This window comes from Micromonospora pattaloongensis (genome assembly GCF_900107255.1).
Lineage (GTDB): Bacteria > Actinomycetota > Actinomycetes > Mycobacteriales > Micromonosporaceae > Micromonospora_I > Micromonospora_I pattaloongensis.
The window spans coordinates 1-17,453 of sequence record NZ_FNPH01000019.1 but is presented as its reverse complement, the minus strand read 5'-3'; the positions used below and the strand labels follow the sequence as shown (position 1 = coordinate 17,453).

At 68.6% G+C, this 17,453-nt stretch carries 13 protein-coding genes; 3 read left to right on the top strand and 10 right to left on the bottom strand.

Annotated elements, in window-relative coordinates:
* Window positions 1-9 precede the first annotated feature (9 nt).
* Genes brxD through pglY form a run of 3 tightly spaced genes read right to left on the bottom strand, consistent with a single transcriptional unit; the run spans window position 10 to window position 7,792 of the window.
* Window positions 10-1,323 carry a BREX system ATP-binding protein BrxD gene (gene brxD / locus BLW47_RS24180; RefSeq protein WP_091562981.1) on the bottom strand — a complete coding sequence of 438 codons (1,314 nt, stop codon included), beginning with the start codon at window positions 1,321-1,323 and terminating at the stop codon, window positions 10-12.
* The gene (gene pglZ, locus BLW47_RS24175) at window positions 1,320-4,061 is read right to left on the bottom strand and encodes a BREX-2 system phosphatase PglZ (RefSeq protein ID WP_091562978.1); all 2,742 of its coding nucleotides are present in this window, start codon (window positions 4,059-4,061) and stop codon (window positions 1,320-1,322) included. Before pglZ ends, brxD begins: the two co-directional genes overlap by 4 nt.
* Complete coding sequence (gene pglY / locus BLW47_RS24170; RefSeq protein ID WP_091562973.1) at window positions 4,058-7,792, bottom strand: BREX-2 system ATPase PglY; 3,735 nt, start codon at window positions 7,790-7,792, stop codon at window positions 4,058-4,060. Before pglY ends, pglZ begins: the two co-directional genes overlap by 4 nt.
* Window positions 7,793-8,260: 468 nt before the next feature.
* Between pglY and BLW47_RS24165 the strand changes: the two genes are divergently transcribed.
* Together BLW47_RS24165 and BLW47_RS24160 are read left to right on the top strand one after the other, a co-directional pair.
* A complete protein-coding gene (locus tag BLW47_RS24165; protein WP_139307436.1) occupies window positions 8,261-8,863 on the top strand; it encodes a hypothetical protein in 603 nt (200 codons plus the stop codon).
* Between the two features lie 40 nt (window positions 8,864-8,903).
* Window positions 8,904-9,407, top strand: a complete 504-nt coding sequence (locus BLW47_RS24160; protein ID WP_091562966.1) for a hypothetical protein — start codon at window positions 8,904-8,906, stop codon at window positions 9,405-9,407.
* Between the two features lie 182 nt (window positions 9,408-9,589).
* On the opposite strand, the gene BLW47_RS24155 is transcribed toward BLW47_RS24160, so the two are convergent.
* The 5 genes from BLW47_RS24155 to BLW47_RS24130 all read right to left on the bottom strand — a co-directional run bounded on the left by BLW47_RS24155 (window position 9,590) and on the right by BLW47_RS24130 (window position 14,812).
* Window positions 9,590-10,213, bottom strand: a complete 624-nt coding sequence (locus BLW47_RS24155; protein WP_091562962.1) for a hypothetical protein — start codon at window positions 10,211-10,213, stop codon at window positions 9,590-9,592.
* 351 nt (window positions 10,214-10,564) lie between these two features.
* The gene (locus BLW47_RS24150; RefSeq protein WP_091562958.1) at window positions 10,565-10,825 is read right to left on the bottom strand and encodes a hypothetical protein; all 261 of its coding nucleotides are present in this window, start codon (window positions 10,823-10,825) and stop codon (window positions 10,565-10,567) included.
* 13 nt (window positions 10,826-10,838) lie between these two features.
* Entirely contained in the window at window positions 10,839-11,447 is a 609-nt protein-coding gene (locus BLW47_RS24145) for a hypothetical protein (protein ID WP_091562954.1), read from the bottom strand.
* The gene (locus BLW47_RS24140) at window positions 11,335-13,452 is read right to left on the bottom strand and encodes a hypothetical protein (RefSeq protein WP_091562951.1); all 2,118 of its coding nucleotides are present in this window, start codon (window positions 13,450-13,452) and stop codon (window positions 11,335-11,337) included. Before BLW47_RS24140 ends, BLW47_RS24145 begins: the two co-directional genes overlap by 113 nt.
* A gap of 781 nt (window positions 13,453-14,233) precedes the next feature.
* Window positions 14,234-14,812, bottom strand: a complete 579-nt coding sequence (locus BLW47_RS24130; RefSeq protein ID WP_091562948.1) for a DUF6642 family protein — start codon at window positions 14,810-14,812, stop codon at window positions 14,234-14,236.
* Between the two features lie 175 nt (window positions 14,813-14,987).
* Here BLW47_RS24130 and BLW47_RS26105 point away from each other — a divergent pair, with 175 nt between their 5' ends.
* Window positions 14,988-15,446 carry an 8-oxoguanine DNA glycosylase OGG fold protein gene (locus tag BLW47_RS26105; protein ID WP_425435452.1) on the top strand — a complete coding sequence of 153 codons (459 nt, stop codon included), beginning with the start codon at window positions 14,988-14,990 and terminating at the stop codon, window positions 15,444-15,446.
* A gap of 126 nt (window positions 15,447-15,572) precedes the next feature.
* On the opposite strand, the gene BLW47_RS24120 is transcribed toward BLW47_RS26105, so the two are convergent.
* Both BLW47_RS24120 and BLW47_RS24115 read right to left on the bottom strand, forming a co-directional pair.
* Complete coding sequence (locus BLW47_RS24120; protein ID WP_245737071.1) at window positions 15,573-15,929, bottom strand: hypothetical protein; 357 nt, start codon at window positions 15,927-15,929, stop codon at window positions 15,573-15,575.
* Between the two features lie 34 nt (window positions 15,930-15,963).
* Window positions 15,964-16,962: a hypothetical protein gene (locus tag BLW47_RS24115; RefSeq protein WP_091562937.1), complete on the bottom strand. Its 999-nt coding sequence runs from the start codon at window positions 16,960-16,962 to the stop codon at window positions 15,964-15,966.
* Between the last annotated feature and the right edge of the window lie 491 nt (window positions 16,963-17,453).

Sequence of the window (17,453 nt, the reverse complement as noted above, 5' to 3'; positions counted from 1 at the left end):
GATTCTGTCCTACAGGTCGAGCGAAATCGCGTCAGCGCTGGTGGCGTTGCGTTCGACGTCGGTCATCTCGTTCGCGGAGAGCGTCAGGCCGTAGTCCCGCCGCGGGTCGAATTCGGGGAACTGGTCCACCCGGTCGAGCACCTCCCCCACCAGCTTCTTGAGAAAGAGGCGTGGCGCGACGCCGACCTTGCCGCCGAGCCCGCCGGCGACCGCCCGGGCCAGGTCCCCCAGGTACGCGTCGTCGACCAGGGCCCGCACCCGGTCGGATGCCGCGGACCCGTCGGCGTAGAGGTCGCGTACCCGTGCGCCCAGCTCGACCAGGGAGTCGAGGGTGAAGCCGGCCAGTCGGATCTGCACCGCCCGGGGATTGTCGAACCGCGCGTCGGTGGTGAAGTCGACGGCGAGCCGCTGGGCCAGTGGGGCCAGCCGCTGCACGCCCTGGGGCCCGTCGTAGAAGGCGGGCGTCCCGGTGATGACCAGGTAGAGGCCGGGAAACCGGCCGGAGTGCACCTCGTCGATGAGCTGGCGCAGCGCGTTGAGCGCTTTGTCCCGCGCGTCGGAGCGGACCCGCTGCAGCGTCTCCACCTCGTCGAGTACGAGCAGCAGGCCGGGGTGGCCGCTGTCGCGCAGCACGGCCAGGAGCCCTTGGAGGAAGCTGAGCGCCGCGAAGTGGTCGAGGTCGCCGCGCACGCCGGCGACCCGGCGGGCGGAGGCGGCGACGTGCGGCTGACCGCCAAGCCAGGCCAGGACGGCGTCGGCGGTGGCGGGGTCGCCGGCGAGGGAGGCGGTCCGGTAGCCGCGGAGCGCGGCAGCGAAGGCGGGCGCCGTGCGGCTGACCGCGGCGAGTCGCTGGTCGAGCAGCACCCCGACCGCCCGGTCGAGGACTTCCGGGGCGTCGGCGGTGACCTCGTCCGCCGCGAGGACGTCCTCCTCCAGCGCGTAGAACCAGCCGTCCACCACGGCTCGCAGCGCGCTGGGCGGGAACGTCGAGGTGGTGAGCCGCTCGGTGAGCCGGCGGTAGACGGTCTCCAGCTTGTGCAGCGGGGTCTCGTTCTCGGAGATCTGCACCTCGGCGGTGGCGAAGTTGGCGCGCTTCGCCCGTTCGGCGATCCACCGGGTGAAGAAGGTCTTGCCGGAGCCGTACTCACCGCGGATTGCCTTGAACACGGAGCCGCCGGCGGTGACCGTGTCCAGGTCCTCCCCCACCGCGCCGGTGAAGCGGTCGAGCCCGACGGCGAAAAGGTCCAGGCCGGCCGACGGGACGGCACCCCGGCGCAGCGCGTCGATGACCTCGCGCCGCCGGGCCGGGCTGACGGCGGTCACGCGCCGCCCCCGGGCAGACCGAACTGCGTCCGGAGCAGAGCGATGTCCAGTTTGACGGTGCGCCCGTCGTCGATCCGGGACAGCACCGCGTAGTTGTCGATGTTGAAGATCCGCTGCAGGGTGATGACGAATCCGCCCTCCCGGCCGGGCAGTTCACCGGCCCGCTGGCCGAGCACGGCCAACGGCAGCACACCCTTGGCCTCGACCAGCGCGTGCAGCGCCGCCTCGATCTTCTTCCGGTCCACCTTGCGCGGCGTCAGCTCGTGCTGGGCCTCGAACAGGTCGGTGGCCAGCACCGCGCTCACCAGATCGCCCTCTCCGGCCGGCGACGCCGCTGCGGGAGCGCTCGCCGCCTCCGGTACGTCGAAGAGCGCGTCCCCCGTGACGGCCGGCGCCTTGCGCCGCGGCCTGGGTGCGGGCACCGGGGCCGCGGGGGCAGCCGGAACGGAAGCGGTCGCCGGTGCCTGCCACCAGTCCGGTGGGCTGGTCTCGACGGGAGCCCAGCCGGCCGGCGGCTGCGTCGCGTTCGGCATCAGGTACGCCAGCAGCGGGATCGTGACCTCGGCGAGTGACGCGCCGCCGTGGTAGCCCGCCTTGCTGGGGCGGTAGCGCAGCATCGGGTCCCACAGCGCGATGATCCGTTTGCCGTCGGCCACCACCCGGGGGCCGGTCAGCTCCACCTCACCGGGGGCGACCGGGCCGGGGCCGGTGCGGTGCCGGGCCGAGGCGGCGTCGGCGGCCTTGAGGTGCTGCCCGCCCCGCTCCAGCACGTGCCCGTGGTCGCTGGTGATGACGACGGCGCGTCCGGAGGAGCGGGCCTGGTCGAGCAGGCTGCGCAGGAAGCCGAGGTCGTCGAGCTGCCAGCCGGGTTCATCGCCCTCGCGGCCGTGGGTCAGCGACTCGTCCACGGTGTTGATCACGACGGCCACGACGGGCGCCGTCCCGGCCACGGCATCGGCCAACTCGCCCGCGTACGCCCAGCCGGCTCCGCCCTTGGCCGGCCCCTTGTGGAAGATTCGGGAACCCTTGCCCCACCGACCGTCGGCGAAGAGCTTCTTCTCGTGGGCCTGGTTGCCTTCGCGGAGAGCGCCGGCGAAGAGCGAGGTCCGGGACACCGCGGTCAGGGTGGGCAGGGCGGCGACGATCCCCCGTCGGCGGCCCGAGCCGGAACCGGCGAGCGGGTCGTACTCGACCCAGTGCTGGGACAGCTGGTCGGCGAGCTGCACGGCGACGGCGGCGCTCATCCCGTCGAGGACGACGAGTAGCACCGGCCGGTCGGCCTTGACCAGCGGGTCGATGACGCGGGGCAGAAGGTTCTCCACGGTGAGCAGGCCGCCGTCGTTGCCGGGGCCGGCGGTGGCCCACGCCGCGAGGCGGCCGGCGAACGCCTGGTCCAGGTCCCGCCGCCGCTGCTGCGCCTGGTCGTGGATCTCCCGGAACGCGGTCTGCAGGTCGGGGTTGGCGTCGTCGCCGGCCCAGACGTGGTTGAGCGCCAGGTCGACCCAGCCCCACTGGCCGATCTGCTGGTCCACCCCGTCGGCCACGCTCGCCGGCGGCTCCTGCTCGGTGCCGAGCCAGCGCACGAGCCGCTGGGCCATCCGGATCCGGTTGACCCGGGTGGCTTCCACGTCGGCCAGCCGGTGCCCGGCGAGCGCCTCGACCGCGTCGTCGAGCGCGCGGTCGGCCGGGTCGCGGAGCGCGGCCAGCAGCGCCTGCGCGGCGGTGGTGATCCGCCGAATGAAGCCGGTGCGGAGGATCGGGCTGTGGCCGGCGCTGGCCGCCGCGTTGAACTGGATGAGGAGTTCCTCGGCCCGGTCCAGCGCCGCATTCCCCTGCAGCTGTGACTTCCGGTCGCGGGCGGTCAGCATCGCGCTCACCACCTGCACCGCCGCGTCAGCGAAGCCGTGCACGGTCGCGTCGTCGTTGAGGTTGCCGAAGTACTGGTCGATGCGCCCCTGCGCCCGCACCGCGTCGGCGGTGTCGGTGGTCCAGAGGGCATCGCAGACCAGCCCGAGCGGAAGCGCGTCGGCGCCGTGGCCGGCGGCGATGAGCGCGAAGAGCGCCTTGGCGGGCCGGCCAAACTGTTCGATGAGCCACCCGGCCAGGCCGTCGCGCTCCCCCTCCCGGAGCAGCCCGAACGCCTCGACCGCGCCCGGCTCGACACTCCACCGCAGCAGCGTCGTCACGTCCAGGTCGTCGGGGCTGTCACCCCGGCGGTCGAGACCGAGGCGTACGGCGGCGAGGTGCCGCAGCGCCATGTCGCGGGTGAGCACGGAGGTGGCGAGCTTCGGCCAGCCGGCGGGCGGCATCGCGTCGAGCAGCGCCTCACCGGCCCAGCCTTCCCGTTCCAGCGCGCTGTCCGGCAGTTGCGCGCCGAAGGCGTCCACGACCAGGTCCCAGGGCTCAACGGTGACCACCCGCTGCCGGAAGATCCGGCTCCGCACACCGTGCCCGAGGTCGGACTCGGGGATGTCGGTGAGCAGCACCAGCACCTCGTCGCCGCGGTCGGCGGCGAGGTGCTCCCAGATGGCCAGCGGCGAGACGCACGGCACAACCCGGGCCGGGCGTCCGTCGGGCAGCAGCATCGCCGGGTCGTGCGGCCAGGCGGGCTCGGCGCGCACGACCATGACCGGGTACGCGTCACCGGTGCGGTGCCGGTCGAGCTGCTGCGTCACCTTCTGCCGCAGCGCGACCGGGTTGATCCGCAGCGCCTGGGATGGTGCGGGTGCCTGAGTCACGGCACGATTCTCCAGGTCACCTCGATGGTCGCGTCGCCGTGGTCAGCGGCAAAGGCGCCCAGCTGCTCCACCGCCTGGCCAAGACTCGCGGCCGTGACCGTGACGCCGCCGCGCGGCACCGGCACCAGGTCCGTCTGACCCGGATCCACGATGACCTCGAGCGGCGGGTTCTTGACCGGCGGTTCGACCCGCTGCATGGTGGCGCGGCGGATCAGGGCGGTGGAGTCGGTCTGGGCGCGGCGCAGGGCCGGGGCGAGCGGGGCGGTCAGCTCGTCGGACTGGGCGACGCGGCGCAGCTCGGCGAGAATCGCCACCGCCTCGGTCGCGTAGGGCTCGGGCAGCCCGGCGACAATCTCGAAGGTGTCCCAGGGCGCGGCGGCGAGCGCCGCCGAGACCTGCGCGGCGCTCATGATGCTCTTACCGGTCCGGTCGGCCGGGCCGGCGAGTTCAGCGCGCGCGAGCCGTTCAACGGTCTCCACCGCCGTCCGTCCGTTGGCCAACGCCTCCAGCAGGTCGGCGGCGGCCCGGGCGGTGGCCAGCCGTCCGCTGCCGGACTCCTTGTCGATTCCCAGCCAGGTCGCGTGCTGGTCCAGGCGGGCGACCAGGCCGTGAGCGGCTTCCCGGTAGCGGTTCGCCTGGGTTGTCAGGTCACGCCCGAACAGCGCCACCAGCCGGCCCCGGCGCAGGTCGAGCGGTTGGAGGCCGAAGATGGCTGCGGAGCGGGCCCGAGCCGACTGCCAGTCCTCGTCGCTGGGAAGCCGCTCCTCGCGGAGCGTGTGGTCCGCGGTGATCTTCCCCAGCTCGGGAGCGGGGATCACCTCGCTGCCATGGAAGTAGAAGGCACGGTCGGTCTGCTCGGCGAAGGTCGCCACGACGAGCTGCGCGACGATCGGGTCGAGGCCGCGTGGACTCGGATCGTCGATCCAGCGCAGCAGGTCGGCGACCCGCAGCTCACCCGTGATGCCCTCGCTGGACGCCTTGCGCTGGAAGTGCTGGACCCACTCCCCCTCGATGACGAACGCCGCCTCGTGCATGGTGCCCAGGCCGAGGGGGTTGGCGATGCGGCGCATGGTCTGCCGGTGGGTGCGGTCGACCTCGACGCGTCCCTCGGGCGACTCGACGGCCCGGCGGACGTGGTCGAGCACCACCTTGACGTCGGCCAGGCGTACCGGGTCGCCCTTGCGGTCGGGGTCGAAGTCGGGGTGCGCGGGGAACTGCTGGCTGAGCATCTGGTCGCCGATGCTGCGCAGCGCGTCGTTGAACGTGGCGCCCATCGGCAGCTTCGGCTCCAGCGCGCGGGTCAGCGACTGCAGGTGGTCGTCGAAGCCGAGGACGACGTCGGTGGCCTGCTTGCCGGCCAACCCGTACGCCTGGCGGAGCACCGCCTGCATCTTGGCCAGCAGCGCGCTGCGCCGGTTGGTCAGCGCGCCGTGCGCGCGGCGCCGGTCGTCGGGGTTGAGGTGCTCGGCGTGGCTGTCGAAGCGCTGTCCTTCGAGCAGCTTGTCGATGATGACGAGCTCACCGAGCTCGGTGCGGCGTTCGACGGTGAGCGCCGCCGGGATCCAGCAAACCGTGCGGGAGGTGGTCCGGCTGATCAGGTCCTGGACCCGCTGCCGGTCGTCGGCCGGACCGTGGCTGCCGTCGTCGAACGGATAGTCGATGATCATCCGCCAGCCGGTCGGGTCGTTCGGGTGGAACGCCTCGTCGCGGATGTCGTTGACATCGCGCACGTTGCCGTAGACCAGTTCGATGTTGCGGCGGCTGCCTCGCCAGGGCAGGCCGGCCTCGGCGAAGAACGAGTCGCTCCACGGCACGCCCAGCTGCTGCCAGAGCAGCCGCTGCACCATGTGCTTGCGGGCGCCCTCGTTGTCGTAGTGCTTGGCGGTGGCGAGGACGCTGTCAACGTCGACGCCGACCAGTTCCAGCGAGACGATCGGGTCGTCGCCCTGGCCGATTCGGATCTCGCCGAACCGGCCGGCCCAGTCGGTGAGCTTGCGATTGACCTGGGCAACCTCGCCGCCGGGGATCGGGCTGGTGATGCTGCCGTGGTTGAGCGCGGAGAGCCGCCGGGCGGTCAGGTTCCGCAGGGCCGGCACGCTGGGCGCGAGGGCGGCCAGCAGCAGCGTCTTCACCAGCCGGTCATCGCCGGTGAAGGCGCGCACCCGCCCGGCCACCTCGCCCGGCAGCGCGGTGCCCCGACGGGCGGCCTCCAGATCGTCGTCGGTGAGGTCGTACTGGCCGAGCAGGTAGGGGCGCAGCTTCAGGTCGTAGAGCTTCTGGGCCATCTCGAACTCGGCCTTGAGCTTCTCGGTGAAGGGCTGGTCACCGCCACTGCTGATCACGTCGTAGAGGTCGCCGAGTGGGACGAGCTGGCCGAGGCGCAGCGTGTCGCGGCGATCGACCAGCAGCTGGCGCATCAGCTTCAGCGCGGTCCGGGAGCGCTGCAGCGCGCTGGAGACGTGCACCAGGGTGGAGAGGAACGCCGGGCTGAACGGGTACGTCGACCGGAAGGCGTCGATGTCCGCGCCGCTGCCCGAGTCCGTGCCGAGCAGGGTGTCGAACACCTCCCGGCGTACCTTGGTGGTGGCGTCGAAGGCCTTGCCGATCGCCGCGGCGGCCGTGGTGTCGCGGGGTTTGAGCAGCCGGCGCCGGGCGATCTCCGGGAGGTTGCGGTCCTCCAGCTTGATCACGTCGAACCGGCCGCTGGCCAGGTTGAGCGTGTCCTGGTAGCTCAGCTCGTTGGCGCCGGTGACCTCCTCGCCGACGAGTTCGCGCAGGTCACGCTGCCGAGCGATGAAGCTGATCACCGGGATGGGCCGGCGGGTGTCGCCGCCCTCGACGAAGTTGGTGATCTTCTGGATTTCCTGGGAGACGAACTTCTGGTCGCCGATGGAGTTGGCCAGCCAGAGGATCAGCTCGTCGAGGAAGAGGATCAGGCCGTGGTAGCCGAGTTCCTTGGCGTGCCGGCTGATCTCGGTGAGGCCCCGGTCGAGCGAGACGAACGCCTCGGCATCCTCCCGGGCGTTGCTGAAGAAGCCCTTGTTCCAGCTGGTCAGCAGGTCGTTGACCAGCTTGCGGCGCAGCTCGTCGGAGTACGCGCCGGCGAACGCCTGGTCCAGCCGCTCGGACGTCCAGAAGGTCTCGCTCTCCCCCCACTCGTCCTCGACGTCCCCACCGGGCAGCCCGTCGATGAACTGCTTGTCACCGATCTTCTCGCGCAGCGAGGCGGCCTGCTCCAGCAGCGAGTCGGTCCGGTGCACCGCCGGGATCGGCGCCTCGGGGTGCAGGGCGCGCACCCGGTCGACGTAGCCGCCGAGCACCCGCTGCTCCAGCGAGCGGGCGTCGAGCAGGTGGTACGGGATGAGCAGGAACTTGCGCCCGTCCAGCCAGACGCTGTGCTTGGCGACCAGCGGCGCCAGCTCGTCCCGACCGCGGGCGGCCGGCTCGCCGCGCAGCAGCGCGTGCAGCACCGCCATGAAGTGCGACTTACCGGAGCCGAAGGAGCCGTGCAGGTAGGCGGCCTTGGAGGCGTGCCCCTCGACCGCGGAGCGGATCAACCCGAGCGCCTCGTCGAAGTTCCCGAGCAGCCGGTCCGTGACGACGTAGTCGCGGAGGGTGGCATCGGCGTCGGCGACGCTGTCGGCGAGCTTGAGCACGAAGTCGCTCGTGCTCGTGCGCTCCGGGAGGTCGATGTAGTCCCGGAGCAGCGGCGCAGGGGCGGGCGAAGACATGCTGCATACCGTACCGATCACGGGAGCCTGCGCACCCGCCCGGTGGACGGTCGAGGCGGGCACGACAGCAGACTCACCCGAACGGCCTCACAACATTGACCGAGCACTCCGGGGTGCAAGCGGAAAGTGTGAAGGCTGTCTGATTCTTGTCATTGACAGGCGCTTATGTGGCTAACAAAATTTCGGAACCCCCGCTGCCGTGCTGCGACAGTGACAAGAGGAGGTAATCGTGGGCTGTGCTTGCGTCAAGGCAGGTAAGCCGAAGTGCATGTGGTGCAAGGAGGCTGAGGGGCTCAGGCGGCCACCCTCGGGCCACAACTGCCAATGGGGAACTTGCTCCTGAGCACCTACGGAGCCGCGGAGGGTCCCCCGGCCCGCCCGAGATGGCCAGGTCGGGGGCCTTCACCTACGGGGCAGCCATGCTCACGTATTCGTGCTCGCGAGAACACCACCTGGCTGGAGGAATGAGTGGGTCTGTTCAGCAGGAAAGATAAGCCGAGTCGGAAGACCCTGCCACCGCCACCACCCACGGCGGGCAAGGATGATCTGGACGTCGCCCGGCGGGTCGTCCAGGACTTTCTCATGGTGGTCGGCAACGACGCGAGCATGCGACGGACCGCGCTGGCGGTGTCCCGCGCCGGCGGCGGACCAGCGGATCTGGAAACAGCGATGAGGAACAGCCACGAGACCGGCCAGACGGGCATCGATCGCCCGTGGCACTGGCTCGCCGCGGTTTGTCGAGAAGCCCGAACGGCAGGAGACGCGCCCCTCATCGCCGCCGTCGCCCTGTTCGTCAACATCTGGGATACCCAACTGCGCGACAAGGTCGGCTTGGCCGACACGACCGACATGATGTTGGCGCCCCCACCGGCCGAAGTCGCTCAGGAGGTCTACTCGGTCGCGGTGCTGGCCCTGCCCGATCACGCCGTGAACCAGCAGGTGGTCGGCAATGTCAGTGGTGCAGTGCGGATCGGCGACGTTCGGATGAAGTGTGCACTCGACGTCCTGGGCGCCGGCTACCCGATGTCTCCGGAGGCGAGAGCGGCGGCACAACGGATCCTGGACCGCTGACCACGTAACCAACCCCTGCCCGGTCTACGAAGGATCACCAATGGACCACCTGCTGGATCTGGCACGTCAACAACTCGAACAGGCGAAGAATGCTCTCACCAAAATCGGTCTGCGGTACACCGAACTCGATCCGTTCATGTTTGGGGTCGGTGTCGGAGTTCCGATCGGGCTGGCCGACTACGTCGTCATCTCGGTTTCCGGTGGCGGCAACGAGTCCATGGTGAACCTGACGTCGGGGGTCCTTCAGGACCTTCCTCAAGACCCTCTCAAGATTCTTTCCGTCTGCAATAGCCTCACTCGCGACAATCCCATCTTCCCGCACTTTCTCCACGACGCGCAGGCTGGCTGGGCCGTCCTGGTGCAACACCGGGCGCTCGCCACGGTCCTGCACGACGTATCAGGAATGATGCAGGTGATCGTCGAGAACCTGCCCGTCATCGCACGGCAGAGCCGCGAAAAACTGACCGCAGCCGGGGTGACGGGGCGTCCCTTCGACTGGAACGTCGCCGAAGCCAACCACCTTCTCATCCGCTCCCTGATGTAGGCGGTGTCAGGAAAGGGGCCGGGCCGTCCGAGAGTCGATCCGTTGTCGGCTCGGCCACCTGGTCCGGTGGGGGCTCGTCCGCCGACGGCTCGCCTGCCGGCTCTGCCTCGTCGGTCAGGGCCGGTGGAGAGTCCTCGGACTCGGCCGCGCGGGATGCAGGCCGAAGTCGGGCGTAGTCGTCCTCAGCGAGGTTGACCACCGCGACGGCGTGCTTGTCGTACCGCCTGCGGGCGACCTTCGTGATCTTGACGCCATGCTGGCGTGCCAGCGCCGTAATTGTCGCGGCAGCGTCCCGGGACCAAAGCCGCGACCAGGGTGACGAACACGCCAGGAGTCAGCTTCTTCCGGCCGAGGCGGCGGCGGTAGGTGATCTGGAGTGGAACGCCGGGAGGCGCCCCGGTCCCGTCCAATCCGCCACCCTCACCGGCCTTCCGGCGGAGGCCCGCGGCCGCCTGACCCAGAGCCACCAGCAGGTCGACCGCCTGATCCACCAGCCACCCTTTAGCGGGTATCGGCGGCAGCCGGGCCATCAGGCGACCGAACTCGCGCTCGATGGCCCGCGACAGGATCAACCCCGTCGCATCGCCGACCTGCATCTCTTCGATCTCGTCCCAGCGCACCTCGACGCCGTCGAAGCAGGTCGAATCGGGCGAGATCGCCAGACTGCCGAAGCTGTCGAATCTGAGGACGGCACTGCGAAACAGAACGGGTATTCCGAGCTGCTCGCCCAGGTCCTGCCCCAGGCCGACGCTCCATGGCTCCCGCAGCGGGAGCTTCGGCCCGTCCATGCCGGCGATGTGCGTCATGACAGCCCGCTTGGCGGGCGGCCGCGCTCACCTCCCTCGGCCGCATGTCAGGCACCGAATCCGGGCCAGGGATCAGGCTGACCGTGTCTACGCGCGTAGGTCCGCGCCCAACTCTTGGCGCCTGCCGGCACGAAGGGCGGTGGGCTGCCGGCGATCGCCGCGACGACGGTGGCCTCGAATCGTTCCCGACGTCCGGCCGGCTCGTCCGGTCCGCCGTCTCCAGGAGTTCGATTCCGGCCCAGCAGCGCATCGTGTAGCGAGCCGCCATCGGCTCGATCAGTTTCGGAGGCACGGCGTAGATGTCGGGTGGCGGGACCGGGTTGCTGGCGTTGAGCCGTTCGAAAAGTTCGGTCAGGAACGCCAGTCCGCCTCGGGCTGGAACGCTCGGCTCTGCGACCAGTACCGGTAACCGTCGCGCAGGAACTCCGCAGCCTGGTGAGAGTGCAGACCCGCTCTTCGGTAGATCGCCCAACCGCTGCGCATCATGCCCGCCCCGTCCTCCCTTCCCGCGCAGTCGATGCCGTACTGGTGGAGTTGTGCCAAATCGGTCGCTCGGAACGGGGGTTGCTGCCAGAAGGCGGTGGGCCTCCTCTTACGATTGAAGATCGGCATGGTGTTCCCCTCATCAGGAGAGCTTTGACCCGAAACGGGTCAGGTAGGCGCGCAGATGTTCTTCCCATCGCCGCCGAACGACGTTGTACGGCTCGAGCCACTGGGTCGGCACGGGACGGACGGGCAGGCCGGCCGATTCGAGGAAGCACTCGACCGGAACCCACGGGCGGGTACGGATAGGCACTCGGTCGATCTCCTGCCGCAGGGCTGCCAACCGGTCCCGATCGTCGGCAAGTCGCGCGTCGCAGAACTCGGCCAACGCGTAGCGGAAGCCAATCGCGCCGGCGACACCGGAGGCCTGATCGAGGGTCTTGAGGCGGTCGAGCAGGATGGACGTTTCCGTCGGGTCCGACCGGCGCAGCAGAATCGTGGCGAGCAGACCGGAACGGGTCGCGACGGTGTGGCCGGCCATCTCGGCGTCGTCGCGAAGCTTCCCGACCTCCTCGATGTCGAGGTCGTCATGCAGAAGGGCCCGACGTTCCAGGTAGACCCCGAGGTCCTCGAGATATTCACGCTGGCGCCCAGCCCGCCGCAGGCGCGACAGCTTCTCGCCGATCTCGGCGAAGTACCGGCGAGGTCGGCCGTGTGCGTACTCCTGGGCCCGAGTGATCAGGGCCTCCACCCGAAGGCCGACGGCGGCGTCGCGGGCATCGACGAATCGGCGGGCCGAGCTCAGTGCCTGCGGTCGCTGCCCGAGGTGGAGCTGGGAAGGCGCCTCCTCGACGATGTCGTCGAAGACCGCCAGCGCCTCCTCCCAGCGGCACTGCAACTTCAAGGTGTAGCCGAGATGCAGGTGAGCGACCCGACAACGGATGGTCGGCGCGAGAGATCTCCCGCAGTAGCCGGAGTCTGTCTTCGACGGGCGTGTCGAGGGATTTGGCGGTGATGAAGTTCAGCACGTGCCGGCCGTACTCGGTTCTGCTCTCAGCCGGCACCCGGGCGCGAAGGCCCGGTACGGCAGGGCTGTACACCACGGCGCTGGTCAACCAGTCGGCGTAGGAGGGGCTGGACGAGGGCTCAAGGGCCGTGTTCTGCTCGCAGACCAACTCGATCGCGATGCCGACGGCATCCAGGACTCCCCTGGTGTCCTCCTGCGCCTTGGCAACGGCGTGCATCTCGCGTGCCGTCACCGCGGCGCGGGTGGCGGCCAGTTCCCAATCGCGCTCGGACCAACCCCCGGCAACCTGGTGATCGGTATGCCGGATGGCCTCCCGCACCGCGTCGTGCAGACGGTACGGGAACCGTTCGCTGTCATGCGGCTCTACCATCGGACGAGTCACGGCACGTTCGGCGCACCCGTGGTCGACGTCAGCGGCCGCGGCGATCAGAGCCGTGTTGAAGACGCGAAAAAGGCAGGCCGCACGAATCGCCCGCTGCTCGTCGTGCGGGATGTCGTCCAGGACGCGCATCACCAGCGAGCCGAGTCCTCCGGTGACGTCGCCGATCTCGACGACGCGGCCTTGGCCGGCCTGCTTGATGGAGAGCGCCACCTGGCAGGCGAGTTCGAGATACTGCGGCAGCCCAGCCGACGACCGGACCAGTTCCTCCACCACCTCGTCACTCATCGGCAGGTGGAGCTGACGCCGGGCACGCTGGATGAACGCCCGGGCATCGGAGGGCGAGAGATCATCGACGGGGTGCTGTCGCGGTGACTCCTGAGTCCCCGGCACCAGGCCGGGCCAGGTCCACGGGCCGCGATGGAGCAGGCCGGTCCGGCTTTCCCGGTGCCAGTCCAGCTGATACCGCCCGGTCAGCACGAACAGAACGTTGGGCATGTCATGGATGAGCGCGTTCAGGTGGCCTTCGGCCACTCTTCGAGGATCCAGGGTGAGGCGCTCCGTGGTGTCGATGAAGATCACCACGAGTGGGGACGGCGTCATCATGGCCAGCTCCCAAGACAGGAGCGCCGCGATCTCACACGCGAGTGCGGGCCGCGCTTCGGTGGGGCTGGGTTCGTCCGCGCAGCGCAGGAGAAATTCCTCGAAGCCGGCGTACGCCTCCAGGCCGAGTTGCACGTCCCTCCGCCTGCGCAGCACGCCGAGGATTTTGCGAACTCCCCAAACGCCGAAGCCGACGGGAGTGCCGGTGACGAACTCGCCCACCGATCCGAGGTCGTTGAGGATGTTGCTGGCCGTGTCGGCGACGACGTCGGCGTACTCGTTGCGACTGTCGATGCTCGGCAGAGGATCACCCGGGCGTACGGCCGACCAGTACGCTGCGAACGCGAGATCGAAGAGCGGCCACCGGCGGCGGACGCCGGCCACACCGGCGCGCAGCGCGAGCAGCAGGGCCGTCATGTCGACCTGGCCGGCGGAGCGGTGCAGATCGATCCGGACGACCGCGTCGACCTTCGAGGACGGCGGCGGCCCCCAACCGTTGGCCAGTGGCAGGTCCCGTCTGACCCACGCCTCCAGTCGCTCGGAGAGTGCCGTCTTACCGATGCCGCCGAGCCCGTGGAAGGTGAGCACGTTGCGCCGTTCGGTGCCGACCTCGTCGTCCTGGTCGAGCAGCCGCCGGAACGTCGCCAACGTCGACTTGAACGCCTGCGACTCGGTCTCGCGGTCCGTGAACAGCGCGCCGGCGTGCGCCCGCCAATCACCGTTGTCACCGGGACGAGGAACTCTCATAGAGAAACTTCTACGTGTTGTGGTAACACCCCGGCAAGGCGGGAAAGGAAGGTCAGGTTGGGCGGTCAGTCAACAGCATCCGTTTTCGTCAAGCCATCTACCAGGCGGACGCCTCCTGCTCCACTCGGCCAGTACCGGCGGGCCGGTCAGATGAGATGACGTCCGCCACGCCCCAGGATCGTCACGAGGCAACTGGCGCTCCTCCACGAGCTGCCCATCGCGCCGCCGGGTCGCCCGGATGCAACCGCTCACGCGCGCATCGATGCTCGACTCCACCGGCCGCATCTCAGCCGGCGCCACATTCGTGCCCGTCGCCGGCAAGGCCGCTGTGGCAGGTGCCGCAACCGGCTCGGACCACAGCGGGTGTGCGTGGCCAGCGCCGGATCGTTGACAGTGGCCGCCCCACTTGTGCTGATGGCCGTCGCGGTCGGCGTCGCGCCTGCGCCGATCACCGACGCCAGGAAGCGATCGAGCGGATCACTGACCTCCCGAGTGTGGGTGTATCCAAGTTCGCTGGCGGCGCGAGGGGGAATGCCTCGTTTGTTCAGATGCATGTTTGGGATCGAGGGGACGTCCGGGAGGTGTTCCTGGGCTGTGGGCACGGTCTCGGAGCAGCTCAGCGAAAGAACCCGAGCCCTCATCTCGCGTCGCCTGCGGTAGGCCAGGAGTTACCAGCATGTAGACCTCGCCCGCAGGGATCGGCCGGCGGGTACTGCGAGGGCGTTCTACCTCGATCGCCGGGGCCGCCGCAGACCCGGACGTGATAGCAGCAACGGTGGCGCTACGTCGAGCGGCCATTCTGGTAGACGATCCTAAAGCCGTAGTGCTGCGCCAGCGGTGCCCAGCGCGACGACTTGACCAGCCGCTCGACGCTGTCGACCCTGCCACCGTTGACCATGCTGTTGAGGACCACCGTCTCGAACGCCGCAGACTCGATCCAGTCGACCTCTTTCGTAAAGCCGCAGAGCATCGCTGCCTTCGTCTCGCGAAGGAACTCGGAGAGCGTGGTACCCGAGGCGCGGAGCACGGAGCAGCTTCCGAAGTAGAACCGCTTTCCCTCGCACTGCCCTGACATCCAGCTCGCGATCTCGGCGAGCCCTACCGAGTGCGAATCGGTCAGGTGCAGTCGGGTGGGCGAGCCGTGCAGCGCGAAGAACCCGACCTGGTAGGCGGAGTACTTGCGGGTCAGCCACCGTTCGAGGAAGTAGCGGAGCTCCTGTGGAGTGGCAGTGTCACGGTGGATGAAGCGAATGCTGCGCAACCGTTCAAGCAATTCGAGGGTCGGCAGAACAGATCCTCGCTCCGCAAGATCGTCCTCCCACTCGCCCTCAAAGCAGAAGACACCCCCTGGCTTCGCCACGTCGGCTCCCCTCGCCCGGTCCCAGACGTCGACCTTAACGAATCCGATGGACGTCGACGTACCGCTGTTGGTTCGCGCGCCTTGAGACTGCCCGTGGCCCCGGTCTAGCCGATCGGGCGAAGCCTCCGCGCCGCGCCGACAATAGGCTCCGTCTCCTCGCCTGACGATTACAGCAGTGTGCCGGTCTCCAGACAAAGTCGACGGAGGACGAAATGTCGAAGTACGACGCCCTACGCGATCACCTCCGGCGCCGGACCGGCGAGGTCAGGTGCACCCCTCTGCCTTCTGCGAGATCGAGGCCCTCTCGCCGCTTACCAAAGCCTCAGTCACGGCGGAGACCACAGGTTCCAGGCGGCTCGGTGCCTCCTTCTTCACGAAGCTGCGCTACTTCCTCGGCTGGGATTCAGCGGCAGGAAGTCGCCGCCCCCTGATGATGGACCAGTACGTCGTGATCGGCCTGAACGCGTGCCGGAGCACGGAATGGGATCCACTCGGCCCGTGGACAGCGGACCAGTACGGGGAGTGCCTCTCCTGGGCCGAGGAGAAGGCAAACACATGGGGTGTCGGGACCGAGGCTGACGTCGTGGAGCGGGCCGTCTGGGCGTACGGGATCTGTCTTGCAAGGAGGCGATGAGACGGCCTCTGACCTGGAGCGAGCCCCTACGACAGCAACATGCGGGCGAGGTTGACGAGTGGGCTTCGGCCGATTCGTAGTCGCATCGGGGCAGCTGCGCGGGCGCCCGCGCAGCTGCTTCGACTGCTAGATCTCGATCACTGCGTTGGGGTCCGCCCAAAGGGAGCGCAGTTCCACGATGTCATTGAGCGGCGAGTGTTTGGCGACCTCGACGATACCGGTGACGCACGCACGGATGGTTTCTGGATCGCGGTCCTCGATAGCCTTGTCGAGCCTCGTAAAGAAACCCTGGTGCAGTTCGCGACGCTCGGCAAAAACGCGGTCCAGATAGTCCCGCAGGCCTTGACTCGCGGCGTTGATTCTGGCGATCTCTTTGTCGCGGTCTGCCGCGATTCGGGCGCGCTCGGTCATGTTGGCGTCGATGGCCTTGACAATACCGACAATTTCCACGAGGTACTGGGCGGCGTCCGGTGTCGTGGCCACCCAGGCGACCCCTTTGACTGCGTTCCGACGGGCATCAGGCATTGGTGTGCTCCGGGTTGTAGTCGCGGTACTTGACCACGAGGGATTCACCACTGGGATCGAGGGTCAGATCTGGATTCACTACCGGCGCTGCGGCGACTTCGCCGACGCCCCTCACCATGAGGAGTGCCGCCTGGAGGCGGTGGGCATGATCGTCGCTGTCGAGGTCAAATCCGCCAGGCTCGCGTTCAGCCTGCTCCAGGTGGTCAATCGCTTCGCCTGCGCGCGTCACGAGCCCGGCCAACACGTCCTGGATCTCGCCGATTCGCTTGTCAACGCCGTGAAGTAGCTCGTTCTGACGGCCGTATGTGGCGATTGCCGTTTTGACGTCTGCATCGTACTTGGCGATTGCCTTGTCGGCGTCAGACTTCGACTTGATCATCAGGCCAACGCTGAGCGCGACTGCCGGGATCGCGGTGATGATGTTGAGTCGGAGCGCACCTGCTGCGATACCCCCGCCTCCTGCAGCCTTGGCGCCGCCGCCGATCGCCGCGAGGGTTGCGTTTCTTGCTGCTGCACCGCCCAAAGCGTTGATCGCAGTTCCTGTAGATGCCGTGGCTACCTTCGCTACGGTCGTGTAGGCGGCAGCACTAAGGCCATTTCCGGCGGCAGCAGATGCAATTCCGACCATCGCGGTTGCGATTTCGCCAGGACCGGAGACCTCGGGGGACGCGTCAATCTCTCGCTTCTCGGCCACCTCTCCGTCCTCGACGATTTGGCGTCCCCGCATCCGCAACTGGCGCTCGTTCCGTTCTGCAAAGGACTTCATTCGGGGCACCACAGTGTCGAAGGCTGACTGTTGGCACTCGCCCAGCTTTCTCAACTTTTCAGAAGTAGAATCGGCGACGACTCGATGCTTCGCGTACTCGCCGTCGTGCTGGGCCCTTATGCCTTCAATCCTCTCCTTTGCTTGGTATTCGATGACCTTGTTACCGATCAAATTGACTGCCGTCGTACCGACGGCGACGACAGCCAGAATTACCGGGAACGGCATACACACCTCGACACTTAATCGTTGCTTCCGCGGCTGACACCCTAGCAAGGATCTTCGCATGTGCGCACCGGCTCCAAGGTCCCGGCAAATTCTTTCACCTGTCCGGGTTGGTCCGCTTGATGTGGACCCGCCCTTATTGGCGGTTAGCGGGGCGGGCATGACTCGTTCACAAAGACGTCTTTGAGCTTCCCGGCAGCTGAATCATCCGTTAACCGTCCCTACCGCCGCCTCAAGCTTTGCGAGCCAGGTCGGCTAATCGTCACCGGCCAGCAGCAGTACTCCGCTGTCGGCGCAGATCGCTCGCCAGACCCCGATCCGTACACCGCGAGACCAGCAGAACGGCGGTAGCGGCAACACCCCGGGCCGCGAGCCGGTGCCGGTACTCCAGCACCTGCCCTAGGTGTACTGCCCAGGGACGTTGGTCAATCTGGTGACGGGCGGTTTGCCGCCGGTTGCGGTGTGTGGCCGGTGGTGATTGTAGTGATGCAGCC

Excerpts from the sequence above, each read along its gene's own strand:
- pglY (WP_091562973.1), bottom strand. The coding sequence starts at position 7,792 with ATGTCTTCGCCCGCCCCTGCGCCGCTGCTCCGGGACTACATCGACCTC.
- BLW47_RS24160 (WP_091562966.1), top strand. The coding sequence starts at position 8,904 with ATGGACCACCTGCTGGATCTGGCACGTCAACAACTCGAACAGGCGAAG.
- BLW47_RS24155 (WP_091562962.1), bottom strand. The coding sequence starts at position 10,213 with ATGACGCACATCGCCGGCATGGACGGGCCGAAGCTCCCGCTGCGGGAG.
- BLW47_RS24150 (WP_091562958.1), bottom strand. The coding sequence starts at position 10,825 with ATGCCGATCTTCAATCGTAAGAGGAGGCCCACCGCCTTCTGGCAGCAA.
- BLW47_RS24140 (WP_091562951.1), bottom strand. The coding sequence starts at position 13,452 with ATGAGAGTTCCTCGTCCCGGTGACAACGGTGATTGGCGGGCGCACGCC.
- BLW47_RS24115 (WP_091562937.1), bottom strand. The coding sequence starts at position 16,962 with ATGCCGTTCCCGGTAATTCTGGCTGTCGTCGCCGTCGGTACGACGGCA.